The 14,630-nt window shown below is 67.6% G+C and carries 15 protein-coding genes; 8 read left to right on the top strand and 7 right to left on the bottom strand.

The genetic code is table 11. The features are described 5' to 3' along the window. Nucleotides 1-126 precede the first annotated feature (126 nt). The gene (locus ACWESM_RS11050) at nucleotides 127-657 is read right to left on the bottom strand and encodes a winged helix-turn-helix transcriptional regulator (protein WP_397276351.1); all 531 of its coding nucleotides are present in this window, start codon (nucleotides 655-657) and stop codon (nucleotides 127-129) included. A gap of 99 nt (nucleotides 658-756) precedes the next feature. On the opposite strand from ACWESM_RS11050, the gene ACWESM_RS11045 reads away from it, so the two are divergent. Beyond that, complete coding sequence (locus tag ACWESM_RS11045; RefSeq protein WP_452491534.1) at nucleotides 757-1,929, top strand: thiolase family protein; 1,173 nt, start codon at nucleotides 757-759, stop codon at nucleotides 1,927-1,929. A gap of 114 nt (nucleotides 1,930-2,043) precedes the next feature. Here ACWESM_RS11045 and ACWESM_RS11040 read toward each other — a convergent pair whose 3' ends face one another. Together ACWESM_RS11040 and ACWESM_RS11035 are read right to left on the bottom strand one after the other, a co-directional pair. Beyond that, nucleotides 2,044-2,382 (bottom strand): hypothetical protein, encoded by a 339-nt coding sequence (locus ACWESM_RS11040; RefSeq protein ID WP_355071203.1) that lies wholly within the window; start codon nucleotides 2,380-2,382, stop codon nucleotides 2,044-2,046. Between the two features lie 36 nt (nucleotides 2,383-2,418). After that, complete coding sequence (locus ACWESM_RS11035) at nucleotides 2,419-2,808, bottom strand: hypothetical protein (RefSeq protein ID WP_355071201.1); 390 nt, start codon at nucleotides 2,806-2,808, stop codon at nucleotides 2,419-2,421. Nucleotides 2,809-2,914: 106 nt separating this feature from the next. Between ACWESM_RS11035 and ACWESM_RS11030 the strand changes: the two genes are divergently transcribed. After that, nucleotides 2,915-3,901, top strand: a complete 987-nt coding sequence (locus ACWESM_RS11030) for an o-succinylbenzoate synthase (protein ID WP_397276139.1) — start codon at nucleotides 2,915-2,917, stop codon at nucleotides 3,899-3,901. A gap of 384 nt (nucleotides 3,902-4,285) precedes the next feature. On the opposite strand, the gene ACWESM_RS11025 is transcribed toward ACWESM_RS11030, so the two are convergent. Both ACWESM_RS11025 and ACWESM_RS11020 read right to left on the bottom strand, forming a co-directional pair. After that, nucleotides 4,286-4,798, bottom strand: coding sequence for a TIGR04338 family metallohydrolase (locus ACWESM_RS11025; RefSeq protein WP_364424812.1), 513 nt, complete (start codon nucleotides 4,796-4,798; stop codon nucleotides 4,286-4,288). Nucleotides 4,799-4,901: 103 nt separating this feature from the next. Next, nucleotides 4,902-5,747, bottom strand: a complete 846-nt coding sequence (locus ACWESM_RS11020) for a DUF2786 domain-containing protein (protein ID WP_355071196.1) — start codon at nucleotides 5,745-5,747, stop codon at nucleotides 4,902-4,904. A gap of 122 nt (nucleotides 5,748-5,869) precedes the next feature. Between ACWESM_RS11020 and ACWESM_RS11015 the strand changes: the two genes are divergently transcribed. The 6 genes from ACWESM_RS11015 to ACWESM_RS10990 all read left to right on the top strand — a co-directional run bounded on the left by ACWESM_RS11015 (nucleotide 5,870) and on the right by ACWESM_RS10990 (nucleotide 12,802). Continuing rightward, the gene (locus ACWESM_RS11015; protein WP_356963088.1) at nucleotides 5,870-7,171 is read left to right on the top strand and encodes an ABC transporter substrate-binding protein; all 1,302 of its coding nucleotides are present in this window, start codon (nucleotides 5,870-5,872) and stop codon (nucleotides 7,169-7,171) included. 44 nt (nucleotides 7,172-7,215) lie between these two features. Continuing rightward, on the top strand, nucleotides 7,216-8,241 hold the full coding sequence (locus ACWESM_RS11010) for a carbohydrate ABC transporter permease (RefSeq protein ID WP_397276136.1): 1,026 nt from the start codon (nucleotides 7,216-7,218) through the stop codon (nucleotides 8,239-8,241). After that, on the top strand, nucleotides 8,241-9,134 hold the full coding sequence (locus ACWESM_RS11005; RefSeq protein ID WP_355071192.1) for a carbohydrate ABC transporter permease: 894 nt from the start codon (nucleotides 8,241-8,243) through the stop codon (nucleotides 9,132-9,134). The genes ACWESM_RS11010 and ACWESM_RS11005 overlap by 1 nt, the downstream gene beginning before the upstream one ends. Before the next feature lie 234 nt (nucleotides 9,135-9,368). After that, nucleotides 9,369-11,657, top strand: coding sequence for a transglycosylase domain-containing protein (locus tag ACWESM_RS11000; protein ID WP_452491531.1), 2,289 nt, complete (start codon nucleotides 9,369-9,371; stop codon nucleotides 11,655-11,657). Nucleotides 11,658-11,908: 251 nt separating this feature from the next. After that, complete coding sequence (locus ACWESM_RS10995) at nucleotides 11,909-12,367, top strand: GyrI-like domain-containing protein (RefSeq protein ID WP_355071188.1); 459 nt, start codon at nucleotides 11,909-11,911, stop codon at nucleotides 12,365-12,367. A 9-nt stretch (nucleotides 12,368-12,376) separates the two neighbouring features. Beyond that, nucleotides 12,377-12,802 (top strand): GyrI-like domain-containing protein, encoded by a 426-nt coding sequence (locus tag ACWESM_RS10990; protein WP_355071187.1) that lies wholly within the window; start codon nucleotides 12,377-12,379, stop codon nucleotides 12,800-12,802. 69 nt (nucleotides 12,803-12,871) lie between these two features. Here ACWESM_RS10990 and ACWESM_RS10985 read toward each other — a convergent pair whose 3' ends face one another. Both ACWESM_RS10985 and ACWESM_RS10980 read right to left on the bottom strand, forming a co-directional pair. Continuing rightward, nucleotides 12,872-13,972: an inositol-3-phosphate synthase gene (locus ACWESM_RS10985; RefSeq protein ID WP_355071185.1), complete on the bottom strand. Its 1,101-nt coding sequence runs from the start codon at nucleotides 13,970-13,972 to the stop codon at nucleotides 12,872-12,874. After that, nucleotides 13,965-14,522 carry a PadR family transcriptional regulator gene (locus ACWESM_RS10980; RefSeq protein ID WP_039803160.1) on the bottom strand — a complete coding sequence of 186 codons (558 nt, stop codon included), beginning with the start codon at nucleotides 14,520-14,522 and terminating at the stop codon, nucleotides 13,965-13,967. Before ACWESM_RS10980 ends, ACWESM_RS10985 begins: the two co-directional genes overlap by 8 nt. Between the last annotated feature and the right edge of the window lie 108 nt (nucleotides 14,523-14,630).

Genomic DNA, 14,630 nt, shown 5'->3' with positions numbered 1-14,630 from the left:
GGCCGCACGGCTTCGGCTCTCGGCTCGATCCAGCGCGAGGCGGTCACCGCCGGCGGATCGGCAGCTCAGGTGTGGTCGCGGCATCGCAGGTCGACGGCCCGCTCGGCACAGCGCCGCGAGCGGGCATCAGTCTGTCGCGTCCACTCGACGGCGCTCGCGCCGCTGCTGGGCGTACTCCTCGTTGAGCCGTACGCCCAGTTCCTCGAGTTCGATCTCGCGGCCGGACTCGCTGCGCACCTGCACCCGCACCGGGGCGCCGGTCGACTCCTCGACCAAGAGCAGTGGGGCAGGCCCCGGCTGCAAGTAGGCGTCGCCCCACTGCATGAGCGCCAGCACGGCGGGCAGTAGATCTCGTCCCATCCGGGTGAGCACGTATTCGTGCCTGGTGCGCTTGCCTTCCTCTCGGTAGGGCCGTTTCGCCAGCAAGCCCGCCTCGGTGAGCTTGCGCAACTGGGCCGCGGCCGCCGCGTCGGTGATGCCGACGCGGCTGGCGAACCCGTCGAACCGCCGGGTCCCGTAGTACGCCTCGCGCAGGATGAGCACCGCCGAACGCGTACCGACGATGTCCATCGCCTTGGCGATCGAGCATTCCTCGGCCTTCCACGCGCTGAGATCGGCCAACGGTCCTTCCATCACTGCTGCCATGACGAACATCATACCGGAGCTGACTTGTGTCAACTATTGCCAGGTGTAATCTGACTATGTGTTGATAGAGCCAGGCATGGCGGCCCGGCTCTCGGTCCGGAAGGAAGCACCATGAGAGACGCGGTGATCGTCGAAGCGGTACGCACGCCGATCGGCAAAGGCAAGCCGAACGGAGCACTGTACGACGTCAATGCGGTTGATCTGCTGGCCCACAGCCTGCGCGAGGTGGTGAACCGCAGCGGCATCGATCCCGCCCTCATCGATGACGTGATCGGCGGCGTCGTCACCCAGTTCGGCGAGCAGGGGGCGAATATGACACGGCGGGCCGCATTGGCCGCCGGATATCCCGAATCGGTCCCGGCCACCACCGTCGACCGGCAGTGCGGCAGCAGCCAGCAGGCGATCCACTTCGCCGCGCAAGGCGTGATCGCGGGCGCCTACGACATCGTGGTCGCCGCAGGCGTGGAGTCGATGGGCCGGATTCCCATGGGCGCCAATCTGGTCGGATCGGACGACATCTCCGGCGTCGGCTTCGCCGAGCGCTACCCGGAAGGCCTGGTGTCGCAGGGCATCAGCGCGGAGCTGATCGCGGCGAAATGGGAACTCACCCGCACCCAGCTGGACGAGTTCGCGCTCGCCAGCCACGAGAAGGCCGCGCTCGCCACCAAGAACGGCCTGTTCGCGCGGGAACTAGCGCCGATCAACGGACTCGCCACCGATGAGGGCATCCGGGTCGGTAGCACGCTGGAGACGCTGGGCGCACTCCGTCCCGCCTACTACGACCCGGCCATGGCCGCCCGCTTCCCGCAGATCGGCTGGGCGATCACGGCCGCGAGCGCGAGCCAGGTCAGCGACGGCAGCGCGGCGGTGCTCATCATGACCGGCGAGCGCGCGAAGGAACTCGGGCTGAAGCCGCTCGCCCGGCTGCACAGCTTCGCGGTGGCCGGCGACGACCCGCTGCTGATGCTCACCGCGGTGATCCCGGCGACCAGAAAGGTCTTGCAGCGGGCCGGTTTGCAGCTGTCGGACATCGACCTGATCGAGATCAACGAAGCGTTCTCGCCGGTGGTCCTGGCCTGGGCGCACGACACCGGTGCGGACCTGGCGAAGGTCAACGTCAACGGCGGCGCGATCGCGATCGGGCACCCGCTCGGCGCGTCCGGCGCACGCCTGATGACCACGCTGGTCCACGCCATGCAGGACCGCGGCGCCCGCTACGGCCTGCAAACCATGTGCGAGGCAGGTGGTCTGGCGAACGCCACCATCGTGGAGCGGCTGGGCTGATCCGCTTCTTTCCCAACCGAGTCCATGGGCGGATCTGTGGGCAGTTTTCGACCGGCACCCTCCGCTCGAAAACTAGCCCACACCTGGGCAGATCGAACTCGGAGCAGCGGCAGATCAATAGGAGACCAGCACGACCGCGATCAAGAAGCCGACCAGCCAGGATTCGAGGATCAGCGGCACCGCGATCAGCGGAGTCCAAGCGATCGGCCTCCGGTCGCGCACCTTCTCCAGGGCCGAGACGACCGCTGCGAGCACCGACGCCACGATGCCCGCCCAGGCGATGACCTGTGCCCACGGCAGGTACCCGACGCCTCGGCCCTCGTGTCCGTCGCGCAGGAGCACTTCGTAGAGCGGGACGAAAGCGGCCATCACCCAGCCGAATCCGAGGACGATCACCGACCCCAGCGCCACGCGCAAGGCATCGGCCGTTCGTCGCCGGATGTGCCACGCCATTGCTTCAGCATGACCGGTCAACGGCCGCAGGGCATCTCAAGCGCCTGTGTAGACCTGGGAAGCCAGCGCGACGCCGCCGGCGAACGACAGGACGATGAGCGCCATCGCCAGCACCGGCCAGTACCACATGTACCAACGCTTGATCGCGGCGAGAACAAGGATCGCGGTAACCCCGACGATCGCGGTCGCCGTCCCGCCCCACGACACCGCGAACGCCCAGCCGAGGTATTCGGTGCGGCAGTTGTCCTGACCGCACGGATCTGAGGCGAAGGCGAAGAAGACGGTGAAATAGGCGGCGGCCGCACCCAGAACTACGGCGACGGAGTACAGCACGACTGCGAGTACGACGTCCCAGGTCCGCACCGGCCGCTGCCCTACGGGCGGCGTGCCGTACGGCCAAGGCTGCGGAGTACCGGTGTGGATCATGACGCCAACGATCCCGTCTCGCGCGCCGGGCCGACTCGGGGAAACTACTCGAGTCCGCATGCGCAATCCCGCGATCGGCCGCCGCAGCCGCATAAGCTGGTCGGCGATGAGCGACTCCGCAGCGCAGAACATCGTCTACGCCATTCCGATGCGCACCCGCTTCCGTGGCATCACGGTGCGCGAGGGCATGCTGATCCACGGGCCGCTCGGCTGGGGCGAATTCTGTCCGTTTCCCGAATACGACGACCGGGAGGCCGCCGGCTGGCTGGCCACCGCCGTGGAGCAGGTAACCACCGGCTGGCCCGAACCGGTGCGGGATCGCATTCCGATCAATTGCACCGTGCCCGCCGTCGACCCGCGGCAGGCGCACGCGATCGTGGCCCGATCCGGCTGCCGCACCGCCAAGGTGAAAGTCGCCGACCACCCGGAATCGCTCGCCGAGGATCTGGCCAGGGTGGAGGCGGTCCGCGACGCGCTCGGCCCCAACGGCGCGATCCGAGTCGACGCCAACGCGGTCTGGGATATCGACACCGCGGTGCGCCACATCGAACTGATCGACAAGGCCGCGGGCGGGCTGGAGTACGTGGAACAGCCGTGCCGCACCATCGAGGAACTCGCCGCGGTGCGCCGCCGCGTGGACGTGCGCATCGCCGCCGACGAATCCATCCGCCGCGCCGAGGACCCGATGCGGGTCGCGGTCGCCGGGGCCGCCGACATCGCCGTCCTCAAATGCACGCCGCTCGGCGGAGTCCGCCGCGCCTTGCAGGTGGCCGAGGCAGCCGGGCTGCCCTGCGTGGTCTCCTCCGCCTTGGAGACCAGCGTCGGCCTAGCCGCACAGCTGGCGCTGGCCGGGGCGCTGCCCGAACTCGACTTCGCCTGCGGGTTGGGCACGCTGAGCCTGCTCACCGGGGACGTGACGCGCGGATCCCTGCGTGCGGTCGACGGTTACCTCCCGGTTCTGCGCACCCCACCCGAGCCGGAACCGGAATTGCTCGAAAGCCATCGGCAGCCCGATGCCGATCGCGCCGCCTGGTGGCAGGACCGCTTGGCTCGCGTCAGTGCCCTCGCCGCACAGAAGAACCCGGCCACATAACGCGCGTGGTTGCAACGGGTCCACCTCGCACCCCCAAGCGACACCTGTGTTCGGGGTCAGGCAGGTGTGGCAGCGTGCACCGAACCCCTCAGGATCTGCTATACCCTGCTACTCCCGAGACCGAGACGAGCACGCGTACCAGCGGCGCAGGTAACGCACCAACTCCACGGCCAAGATCAACGCCGACCCCGTTACTCGAGCCTTCTCCTACTCCAGCAGCGCACCTCGATCCCACCAGACCCTACACAGGACCGCTAGGCTCAACATCGCCTCATATTCGCAGGCAGGGCGGCCTAGCGGCCACGATGACAGCCGCCTGGATCGCCATTCCGGTCACCAGGTGAATGCCTGATCGCGGAAACCTGGTAAAGAATCGCCGGCCGCTCACCCGATCCGGACGCCGCATCCCAGCATCGTCGTGCGCAAGAGCAACGCTGCCTCAGGACCGACGACGCCGTCTACGAGGTCCACGTAGCGGTCGCAGAATTCCGGGCCGTGCGGGGCTGCCGACTCGGGGGCGGATTCGAGGTGATGCGCCAGTTCGTGCAGGATGACCAATTCCCGCAGCGCCCACGCGGTGCCGCCGGTGTGCAGCGGAACCGCCAGAACGTTCCCGGCCGCCTCGTAGTGCGCGGCCGTTGTTCCGGCGCGAGAACGGACGCGCACCGCCACGGCGGCCCGCTCCCAGCGCGCCCGCACCCAATTGAGCGCCAGCACCTTGTCCGTATAACTCTGTACGGATTCCACCGAGGCGAAGCGGCGCTCGATCGGCAACGTGAGCTGCGAACCATAGAGTTCGACGGTGCGCACACCGTGCTCGTCCGCGCGATCGAACACCCCGCGTACCAACTGCTCGGCGTCGTAGACCTTGGCACGCTGGCCGTCGCGCACGGTCATCGCCGCGCCGCCGATCCCACGGGCGGCATCGGCCTGTCGCCGAGGTGCGCCGACCGGACCCCGGCAGCCGCTCGCCCGGTTCGGCCCGTGACGTCCACGCCGGTCAACCGCCCTCGGAAGAGTTCAACTTCTTACGCGCGGCGGGCAGTTCGGGCGAATTACCGATCCGTGCGGCCCGCCCCGCCCGGTCCCCCGCCGCCCGCGCCGCCGCCGAATGTCCCGCCGACTCCTGCGGCCCGCGCCAGGTGCCGCGCGCCTCCGACGTCTTCGCGTAGAAGTCTGTGAGCTCGATCTCCTTGTTCCGCAGGGCCAGCGCCGTCCCGGACACCTCGGCGTCGCGTGGCAACACTTCGGCTTCCACCTCGGCCTTGACCTCCGACAGCCGCCGCCCGATCCGCGCGGCGAACGCCATCTGGAAATTCAGCCGCGCCGTCACACCGGCGACCGGCGCCTGCACCCGGCGCCGCACCTGGCGACCCCACCGCTTCTCCACCACGATCTTCTCGACGGTGGCCGATCGGTAGGCCCCCGACTTGATGTACTGGTCGGACGCGCGCACCATCTGCACGAGCAGGCTGGCGTAGAGCGCCTCGCAGGTGTCGATGTCGGAGTCGAACCCGTAGGCGTAGACCTGTGTCGAAGTCCGGGCGACGTCACAGCGCACGTCGTTCGCGGCCGCGATCGCGACGAACAGCTGGACATAGGTGCGCAACCCGCGTTTGCCGGGCTCGCCGATCGGAATGATCCGCTGCACCGGTGTGGGCCTGCGCTCGCGTCCCGCGATGTGCGCCCGCGCCACGGCGAGGTCGATGGACGACTTAGTGGCCAGCCGCTGAGCAGCGGCGAGAAACGCCTCGGCCTCGTGTTCGTTGTCCGTGCACTCGGCCTTGCGCAGCAGCCCACCGATGCGCGTGAGCATCCGATCGGGAACCGCGTTCGGCGAAGACATCGCGCCCCAGCCTAGTGGGCGAGTTCCAGCCACTGTCCCGCACGCCGGATCGGCACCATGTATCTTGCCTTGTGCACCGGCAGGGTGTGCTGCCGCTCACGAACGATCCTGGAGTGTTTGCGATGGCTGTGAAGAAGGTGACGTCCCTACGTTCGTCGCTCGTACCGCGGGCCGCGGTGGCCCTCGCGTCGGTCGGGCTGCTGACCGCGACGTTCACCAGCGCCTGCTCCAGCGACAGCAGCGGGAGCCCGATCAGCCAGAATCTCACCGGTCGCGGCCCGATCACCTACGTCGAGGGCAAGGACACCACCGAGACCGGCGCGGTGAAGCAGCTGATCGAGCGCTGGAACGCCGCGCACCCGGACGAGCAGGTGACGTTCAAGGAGCAGTCGAACGACGCCTCGCAGCAGTACGACGACCTGGTCGAGCACATGCGTTCCAAGCAGTCCAACTACGACGTGGTCGCCTTGGACGTGCCGTGGACCGCCGAGTTCGCCGCCAAGGGCTGGATCCAGCCGTTGAAGGATTCCTTCGCCATCGACACCAGCGCGCTGCTGTCCCCGCCGGTCGCCAGCGCCACCTACAACAACACGTTGTACGCCGCGCCGCGCAACACCAACGGCGGCCTGCTGTTCTACCGCAAGGATTTGGTGCCGAACCCGCCCAAGACCTGGAACGAGCTGCTGGCCCAGTGCCCCATCGCGCGCCAGCAGAACATCGGTTGCTACGCGGGTCAGTTCGCGCCCTACGAGGGTCTGACCGTGAACGCGGCCGAGGTGATCAACGCCTACGGCGGCAGCTTCGTCGGCGCCGACGGCAAGACCCCCACGGTGAACAGCCCGCAGTCCCGCGCCGGACTGAAGGTCCTGGTCGACGCCTACAACAACGGCGACATTCCCAAAGAGGCCATCACCTTCAAGGAGCCCGAGTCCAGCAACGCCTTCGCGACGGGCAAGCTGATGTTCCTGCGCTCGTGGCCGTCCACCTTCGGTGACGTCGGCGGCGAGGCCTCCGCCGTGAAGGACAAGTTCGCGGTCGCCCCGCTGCCGGGGGAGAACGGCGTCGGCGCCTCCACCCTCGGCGGCTACAACGCGGCGATCAGCGCGTACTCCAAGAACAAGGCAACCGCGCTGGACTTCCTGCGCTTCCTGATCAGCGAGGACGCGCAGCACATCGTCGCCGCGGGCGCGCTGCCCTCGGTGCGCGCGTCCATGTACGACGACCCGGCGCTGATCGCGAAGATGCCGTACCTGCCCGCGCTCAAGGACTCCATCGCCAGCGCCGTGCCGCGCCCGGTGACGCCGTTCTACCCCGCCGTGAGCAAGGCCATCCAGGACAACGCCTATGCTGCGTTGAACGGAACCAAGTCCGTCGACGACGCGATCACCGGTATGCAAAAGGGCATCGAAACCGCTGGATCGTGAGCGGTTGAACGCAACGGACCCGACGAACCCGCAGGAGAGAAACGGTGTCGGATCCTTCGGGAACGGCGACTAGCGTGCCGAAAGACGAATTCGTTCCGGCCAGGCGCGGCTTCGCCGCCAGGCTGGCCTCGGAGCTGCGTCGCTCCGGGAAAGCCTGGCTGTTCGTCACCCCCGTCCTGATCGCGCTCGCGGTCGTCATCGGTTATCCCGTGTTCCGGGCGCTGTGGATGTCCTTCCAGAAGGACTCGGGACTCGACCCGGCGACCGGCATGTTCGTCGAAGGCGGCAACGCCGGGTTCGACAATTACACGCACTGGCTGCTGCAACAGTGCCAGATCGCGACCGGCGAGACGGTGCCGTGCCCGACCGGCAATCTCGGCTCGCAATTCTGGCTGGCCATCGGGGTCACGCTGTTCTTCACGGTCGTCACCGTCGCGCTGGAGGCCACGATCGGCCTCGGCATGGCCATGGTGATGGGTAAGACCTTCCGTGGCCGGGCGCTGCTGCGCGCGGCCGTGCTGATCCCGTGGGCGATCCCGACCGCCGTCACCGCGCGGTTGTGGGAATTCATGTTCCAGTACGACGGCGTGGTGAACCGCGTGCTCGGCACGCACATCCTGTGGACTTCGGACCCGTGGCCCGCCCGGATCGCGGTGATCGCGGCCGACGTCTGGAAGACCACGCCGTTCATGGCGCTGCTGCTGCTGGCAGGCCTGCAAGTCATCCCGGCCGACGTGTACGAGGCGGCTCGCGTCGACGGCGCGTCGGCCTGGCAGCGGTTCACCCAGATCACGCTGCCGCTGCTGAAGCCGGCCCTGCTGGTCGCGGTGCTGTTCCGGACCATGGACGCGCTGCGGATGTACGACCTGCCCGCGATCATGACGCTGGGCAACCCCGCCACCCGCACGGTATCCATCCTGGTGGTCGATCAGGTCCGGCAAGGCCCCAACAGCGCGGCCGCGTTGTCCACGATCACCTTCCTTTTGATCTTCGCCGTGGCGTTCGTGCTGGTGAAGATCCTGGGCGCCAACGCGGTTCGTACCCAGGAAGAACAGCGGGAGGCGCACTGATGTCCGTGCAGACAGCGGAGCAGGCCGTGACGAGCGAATCCGCCGCGGCGCCGGTGCCGTGGACCAAACGCATCGGCTCGGTACGGCTGTACCTGGGCGCGCTGATCGTGCTGGTGTGGGGGCTCGCGCCGTTCTACTGGATGGCGGTCACCGCGTTCCGCGATCCCGACTACACCTTCGACAACACTCCGTGGCCGACCCACGTGACGCTGGAGAACTTCCGCAACGCGTTCGACACCAGCCGCGGCAACGACTTCGGCAAGGCGCTGGTCAACAGCCTCGTCATCGGCTCCATCACGACGGTGATCGCGCTGGGGATCGGCGTGCTGGCCGCGTACGCGCTGGCCCGGCTCACCTTCCACGGCAAGTACGTGGTGTCCGGACTGATTCTCAGCGCCTCGATGTTCCCGGTGGTCGTCCTGGTGACCCCGCTGTTCCAGCTCTTCACCAACCTCGGCTGGATCGGCGAATACCAGGCGATGATCATTCCGAACATCTCGTTCGTGCTGCCGATGACGGTCTACATCCTCGCGTCCTTCTTCGCCGAACTGCCGTGGGAACTCGAAGAAGCCGCGCGGATCGACGGCGCCACCAAACTGCAGGCCTTCCGCTTGGTGATGCTGCCCCTGGCCGCTCCCGCCGTGTTCACCACCGCGATCCTCGCGTTCATCGCGGCGGTCAACGAATACCTGCTCGCCCGTTTGCTTTCCAGCGACAAGACCGAGCCGGTGACCGTCGCCATCGCCCGCTTCTCCGGCAACAACCCGCTGGTGCAGCCGTACGCGGCGATCATGGCGGCAGGCACGATCGTCACCATCCCGCTGGTCGTCATGGTCCTGATCTTCCAGCGCCGGATCATCTCCGGCCTCACCGCGGGCGGCGTGAAGAGCTGAGTCTTTTGCCGCTTCGCTCGAAACCCGTGGTTGAGCTGGTGTGGTGGCGTTGGCGGGATCGCTAGGGACAGATAGTTCGCCGCTTCGCGCAGCACGCTTATGGTCTGCGTGCACCGCTGTGTCAACGGCCCGAGAAGTGGAAACCCGGTTGTGAACGTACGCGGTAAACTCGGCCTTTCGATGCTCTTTTCCGTCCGTTCGTGCAGGTGAGTTCGTCCGACGCTCCGGGAGGAGATGATCGTGAGCTCGTTCCGCAAACCGCGTGAACGCAGGCGTGGCGCCAAGGGGGGTCCTCCGACCGCACCGTATGCCTCGATCGCGGGCTGGACGCAGCGGCCCGATACGCCGAACCGGAACGCGCGGGAGCGGCGCGAGCGCGCGGCGGCTCGCCGGAAATCGCGACCGACCGCGCCGCGCCCCACGGAGCCGGATCGTCCGCCGCGCAGCCGGGCCGAACGCATCCGCCGCCTGCTGCTGGCCTTGTTCATCATCTTCGGCGTGGTGCCCGCGCTGCTGTCGGTCCTGGCGTACTGGAGCGCCGAGATCCCGGATCCGAATGCGGTGCAGACGAATCAGATCGCGACCGTCTTCGCCGCCGACGGCAGCACCGTGCTCGCGAAAATCGTCCCGCCGGACGGGAATCGGACGCCGGTGCCGTTGTCCGATGTGCCGCGTCCGGTGCGCGACGCGGTGCTGTCGGCGGAGGACCGCAATTTCTATACCAATCCCGGCTATTCGACTTCCGGCTTCCTGCGCGCCGCGCGAGACAATCTGCTCGGCAAGGACAACGCGGGCGGCGGCTCCACGATCACCCAGCAGTACGTGAAGAACGCCTTTCTCGGCTCCGAGCGCACGGTCACCCGCAAGATGCGCGAGCTGATCATCGCGGCGAAGATGGCACGGCAGTGGAGCAAAGACGACATCCTCGCCGCCTACCTCAACACCATCTACTACGGCCGCGGGTCGTACGGCATCGGCGCGGCGGCCAAGGTCTACTTCGACAAGCAGGTCGACCAGCTGACCCTCGCGGAGGGCGCGGTGCTCGCGGCGCTGATCCGCACGCCCTCGATCCTGGATCCGGAAACCCACCTCGCGGACCTGAAGGCCCGCTGGCGGTACGTGATCGACGGAATGGTCGAGATGGGCGCGCTCGCGCCGGGCGATCGGGACGCGACCACCTTTCCGCCGATCATCCCGCTCAGCCAGATCCCGGACGAGAACGTGGCTCGCGGCCCCGAGGGCCTGATCCGCAACCAGGTCGTGCGCGAGCTGCGCGACTCCGGCATCAGCGAGCGCGACTTGAACAAGGGCGCGCTGCAGATCACCACCACCATCGACGCCAGAGCGCAGCACGCGGTACTGGGCGCGGTGCGCGACCGGCTCGGTGCGCAGCCACCGGAACTGCGCGCAGCGGTGGTGTCGATCGATCCGCGTTCCGGCGCGGTACGCGCGTACTTCGGCGGCTACGACGGCATCGGCTTCGACTTCGCCCAGGCGCCGTTGCAGACCGGCTCGGCGTTCAAGGTCTTCGCGGCGATCGCCGCGCAACAGCAGAGCATTCCGCTCTCCCGCGTGCTGGACAGCTCCCCCGTGACCGACCGCGGTACCCGGATCACCAACGTGGACGGCGAATCGTGCGGCAAGTGCACCATGGCCGAGGCGCTCAAACGCTCGCTGAACACCAGCTTCTACCGGCTGACCATGACGATGTTCGACGGTCCTCAGTCCATCGCGGACGCGGCGCACGCGGCGGGGATTCCGGAGGAGCTGCCCGGCGTCGCGGGCAAGACCCTTACCGAGGACGGCGGGAAACCGCTGAACGGAATCGTCCTCGGGCAGTATTCGGTCCGGCCGATCGATATGGCCTCGGCGTATGCCACGATCGGCGCGTCGGGCGTCTACCACCGGCCGTACTTCGTGCAGCGAGTGGTGACCGGTGACGGGCGGGTGCTGCTGGATCGCGGCGAGCAAAAGGTCGGCGACCAGCCGCCCGCGGGTCAACAGCGCATCTCCAAGACGATCGCGGAGAACACCGTCGAGGCGATGCTCCCGATCGCGGCCTACTCCAACGGGCACGCGCTGAAGAACAACCGCCCATCGGCAGCCAAGACAGGTACCACGCAGTTCGGCGCGAGCGAGTCGAACAAGGACGCGTGGATGATCGGCTTCACCCCGTCGCTGTCCACGGCGGTGTGGGTCGGAACCGATCAGCCACAACCGATCCGCACCGCACGCGGAGCCGACATCTACGGCTCCGGCCTGCCCGCCGACATCTGGAAACAGGTCATGGACGACGCGCTCGACGGCGCTCCGATCGAACAGTTCCCTGGTGCGCAGGCTCCGGGCGCGCAAGCCCCGGCCCGGCCGAATCCGAGCAAGCCGCCCTCCGGCGGTCCCTACGACATCCTGAACCCACCACAGCCGTCATCGCAGCGCGAGCCCGTCGTCATCATCCCGCCCAGCCCGCAACCGCCCAGCGAGGTCGAGATTTTCCCCGGACTGAGCATTCCGGTTCCTGGATAGCGATGATGCTGTGACCTTCCGTGGCCCGGCGGAACGCATGACATGGCAGCATCGTTTGCCAGAGTGAGAGCGAACAGCGAGTGCGTCGGAACGGGCCGACGCCGAAACCGCGAAAACAATGCGGAAGGATATGCGCCCGAGCGACGACAGCGCGGCGCGAGCGACGGGCCCGGAGGCGGTAGCCTGCGTCACCACGGAGGGCACCGGGACCGACGCCAATTGAGGACAGACGAGACATAGGGGCTACGCCGGTGGATTTCAATGTCGTTGACCAACCCGAGACGCTGGTGGCGGGAACAGTGCTTCGCAGCCCCGCGCTCGCGGTCGAGGGGCCGCGCCGCGCGAAAGTCGAAGAGGCGTGGAAGCGCAACCTGGCCCGCAAGCTGCCCGGACCGCCGACCACCGCGTACGTCGACCACGCGCCGGAGATCAATTCGTACCTGACCCATATCGTCGGCTACCGCTGTCACGGCTTGGCCGACCTGCAGCCCGGAGACGTGCTCGCCCGGGTGCCCGCCGGGCGCTTCGCCCGGTTCGTCGCCAGTGGAGACAATCTCGGCGACACCATCGTGAGCATCTGGCGAGCAGTGTGGGACGCGGAGGCCGCGGGGCGACTCATTCGCGCTTATACCGGCGACTGGGAACACTATCCGGACGCACGGACGGTGGAAGTTTTCGTGGCAGTGGCAGACGATCAGGGCAACGGGTAGGAACAGACAGTGGACTTCGAGATCGTCACATTGCCGCAGAGCATGGTCGCGGGCCTGACCGTGCCGCTGGCCGGCCGGGAGGTGACCGCGCGTGACCTCGACCTGGTGAACTTCACCTGGGATCGCTATCTGGCGCGGGAGAAGAACGTGCCGCGGGTGGCGGCCTACATCGGTCAGAACGACCACGCCGTCGCCGTACTCGGCTACGAGATCGGCGCGATGGACGAGCTGGACTCCGGCGATGTGCTCACCATCATCCCGCAGGGCCGCTACGCCAAGTTCGTCGTCTCCGACAAGCCCTACGACCTGCTGCGCACCGCCTGGGCACAGGTGGCGAAGGCGGAGAACGCGGGAACCATCACCCGCTCCCACACCGCCGAGGTGGAGCGCTACACCGGCCCGGCGTCGGTGGAGGTCTACGTCTCGCTGGACTAGCGCGGACGCCGCACAACGCAGCCGGCCGGAGGCTTCTGCCTCCGGCCGGCTTGCGTCGGTGTCACCGAATCACTCGGCGCCGATGATGAAGGCTTCCAGCTGGGCGCGCGCGATGTCGTCGGCGAGCTGCTGCGGCGGGGACTTCATCAGGTAGGCCGAGGCGGGGATGACCGGTCCGCCGATGCCGCGGTCCTTGGCGATCTTCGCCGCGCGTACCGCGTCGATGATGATGCCCGCGGAGTTCGGCGAGTCCCACACCTCGAGCTTGTACTCCAGGTTCAGCGGCACGTCACCGAAGGCGCGGCCTTCCAGGCGGACGTAGGCCCACTTGCGGTCGTCGAGCCAGCCCACGTGGTCGGACGGGCCGATGTGCACGTCGTTGGCGCCGAGTTCCTTCTTGAGGTTGCTGGTGACGGCTTGGGTCTTGGAGATCTTCTTCGACTCCAGGCGCTCGCGCTCGAGCATGTTCTTGAAGTCCATGTTGCCGCCGACGTTCAGCTGCATGGTGCGGTCGAGCTGCACACCGCGATCCTCGAACAGCTTGGCCATCACGCGGTGGGTGATGGTCGCGCCGACCTGGCTCTTGATGTCGTCACCGACGATGGGGACACCGGCTTCGGTGAACTTCGCCGCCCAGACCGGGTCGGAGGCGATGAACACCGGCAACGCGTTGACGAACGCGACACCCGCGTCGATCGCGCACTGCGCGTAGAACTTGTCGGCCTCCTCCGAGCCCACCGGCAGGTAGGACACCAGCACGTCGACGTTGTTGTCCTTCAGCACCCGCACCACGTCGACCGGCTCGGCCTCGGACAGCTCGATGGTCTGCGCGTAGTACTTGCCGATGCCGTCGAGGGTCGGCCCGCGCTGCACGACGACGTCGCTCGGCGGCACGTCGGAGATCTTGATCGTGTTGTTCTCGCTGGCGAAGATCGCCTCGGCCAGGTCGAAGCCGACCTTCTTGGCGTCCACGTCGAACGCGGCGACGAACTTGACGTCGCGGACGTGGTACGGCCCGAACCGCACGTGCATCAGGCCGGGGACGGTCGCGGATTCGTCCGCGTCCTTGTAGTACTGCACGCCCTGGACCAGCGAGGAGGCGCAGTTGCCCACACCCACGATGGCGACGCGAACCTCTGTGGCGTTGTCAGCCTTCTTGACGTCACTCATGGCCGATATTTCCCTCTTTCTGTGGTGCCGCCTTCGTCGATTGCTCCGCCGCAATCAACTCGTTGAGCCAGCGCACTTCGCGCTCGCTTGATTCGAGTCCGAGTTGATGGAGCTGCCGGGTGTAGCGATCCAGCGACCCGCTGGCCTTCTTGATCGCCTCCCGGAGCCCCTCTCGGCGCTCCTCGACCTGACGCCGCCTGCCCTCCAGGATCCGCATCCGCGCTTCCGCGGGAGTGCGGCTGAAGAAAGCCAGATGAACGCCGAAGCCGTCGTCGGTGTAGTTCTGCGGCCCGGTGTCGGCGAGCAACTCGCTGAACCGTTCCCGCCCGGCCGGGGTCAATTGATAGACCCGTCGCGCGCGGCGTGTCGTCGCGCCCGCGGGGATCTCCTCGGCGATCAACCCGTCCGCCTGCATGCGGCGCAGTGTCGGGTAGAGCGATCCGTAGGAGAAGGCACGGAAGGCCCCGAGCAGGCCCGTCAACCGCTTGCGCAGCTCGTACCCGTGCATGGGCGCTTCCAGGAGCAGCCCGAGGATTGCCAGTTCGAGCACCGGGCTTCACCCCCTGACTGTGTACAGAACCTAACCGATGGATGCGACTTTCCACTATATCGGAGCGATACATCTGTGCACAGCCGTAGGCCCGGTGCGGCCGAACTC

The organism is Nocardia sp. NPDC003999, assembly GCF_053604885.1.
This window is presented reverse-complemented; position numbering and strand designations above follow the sequence as displayed.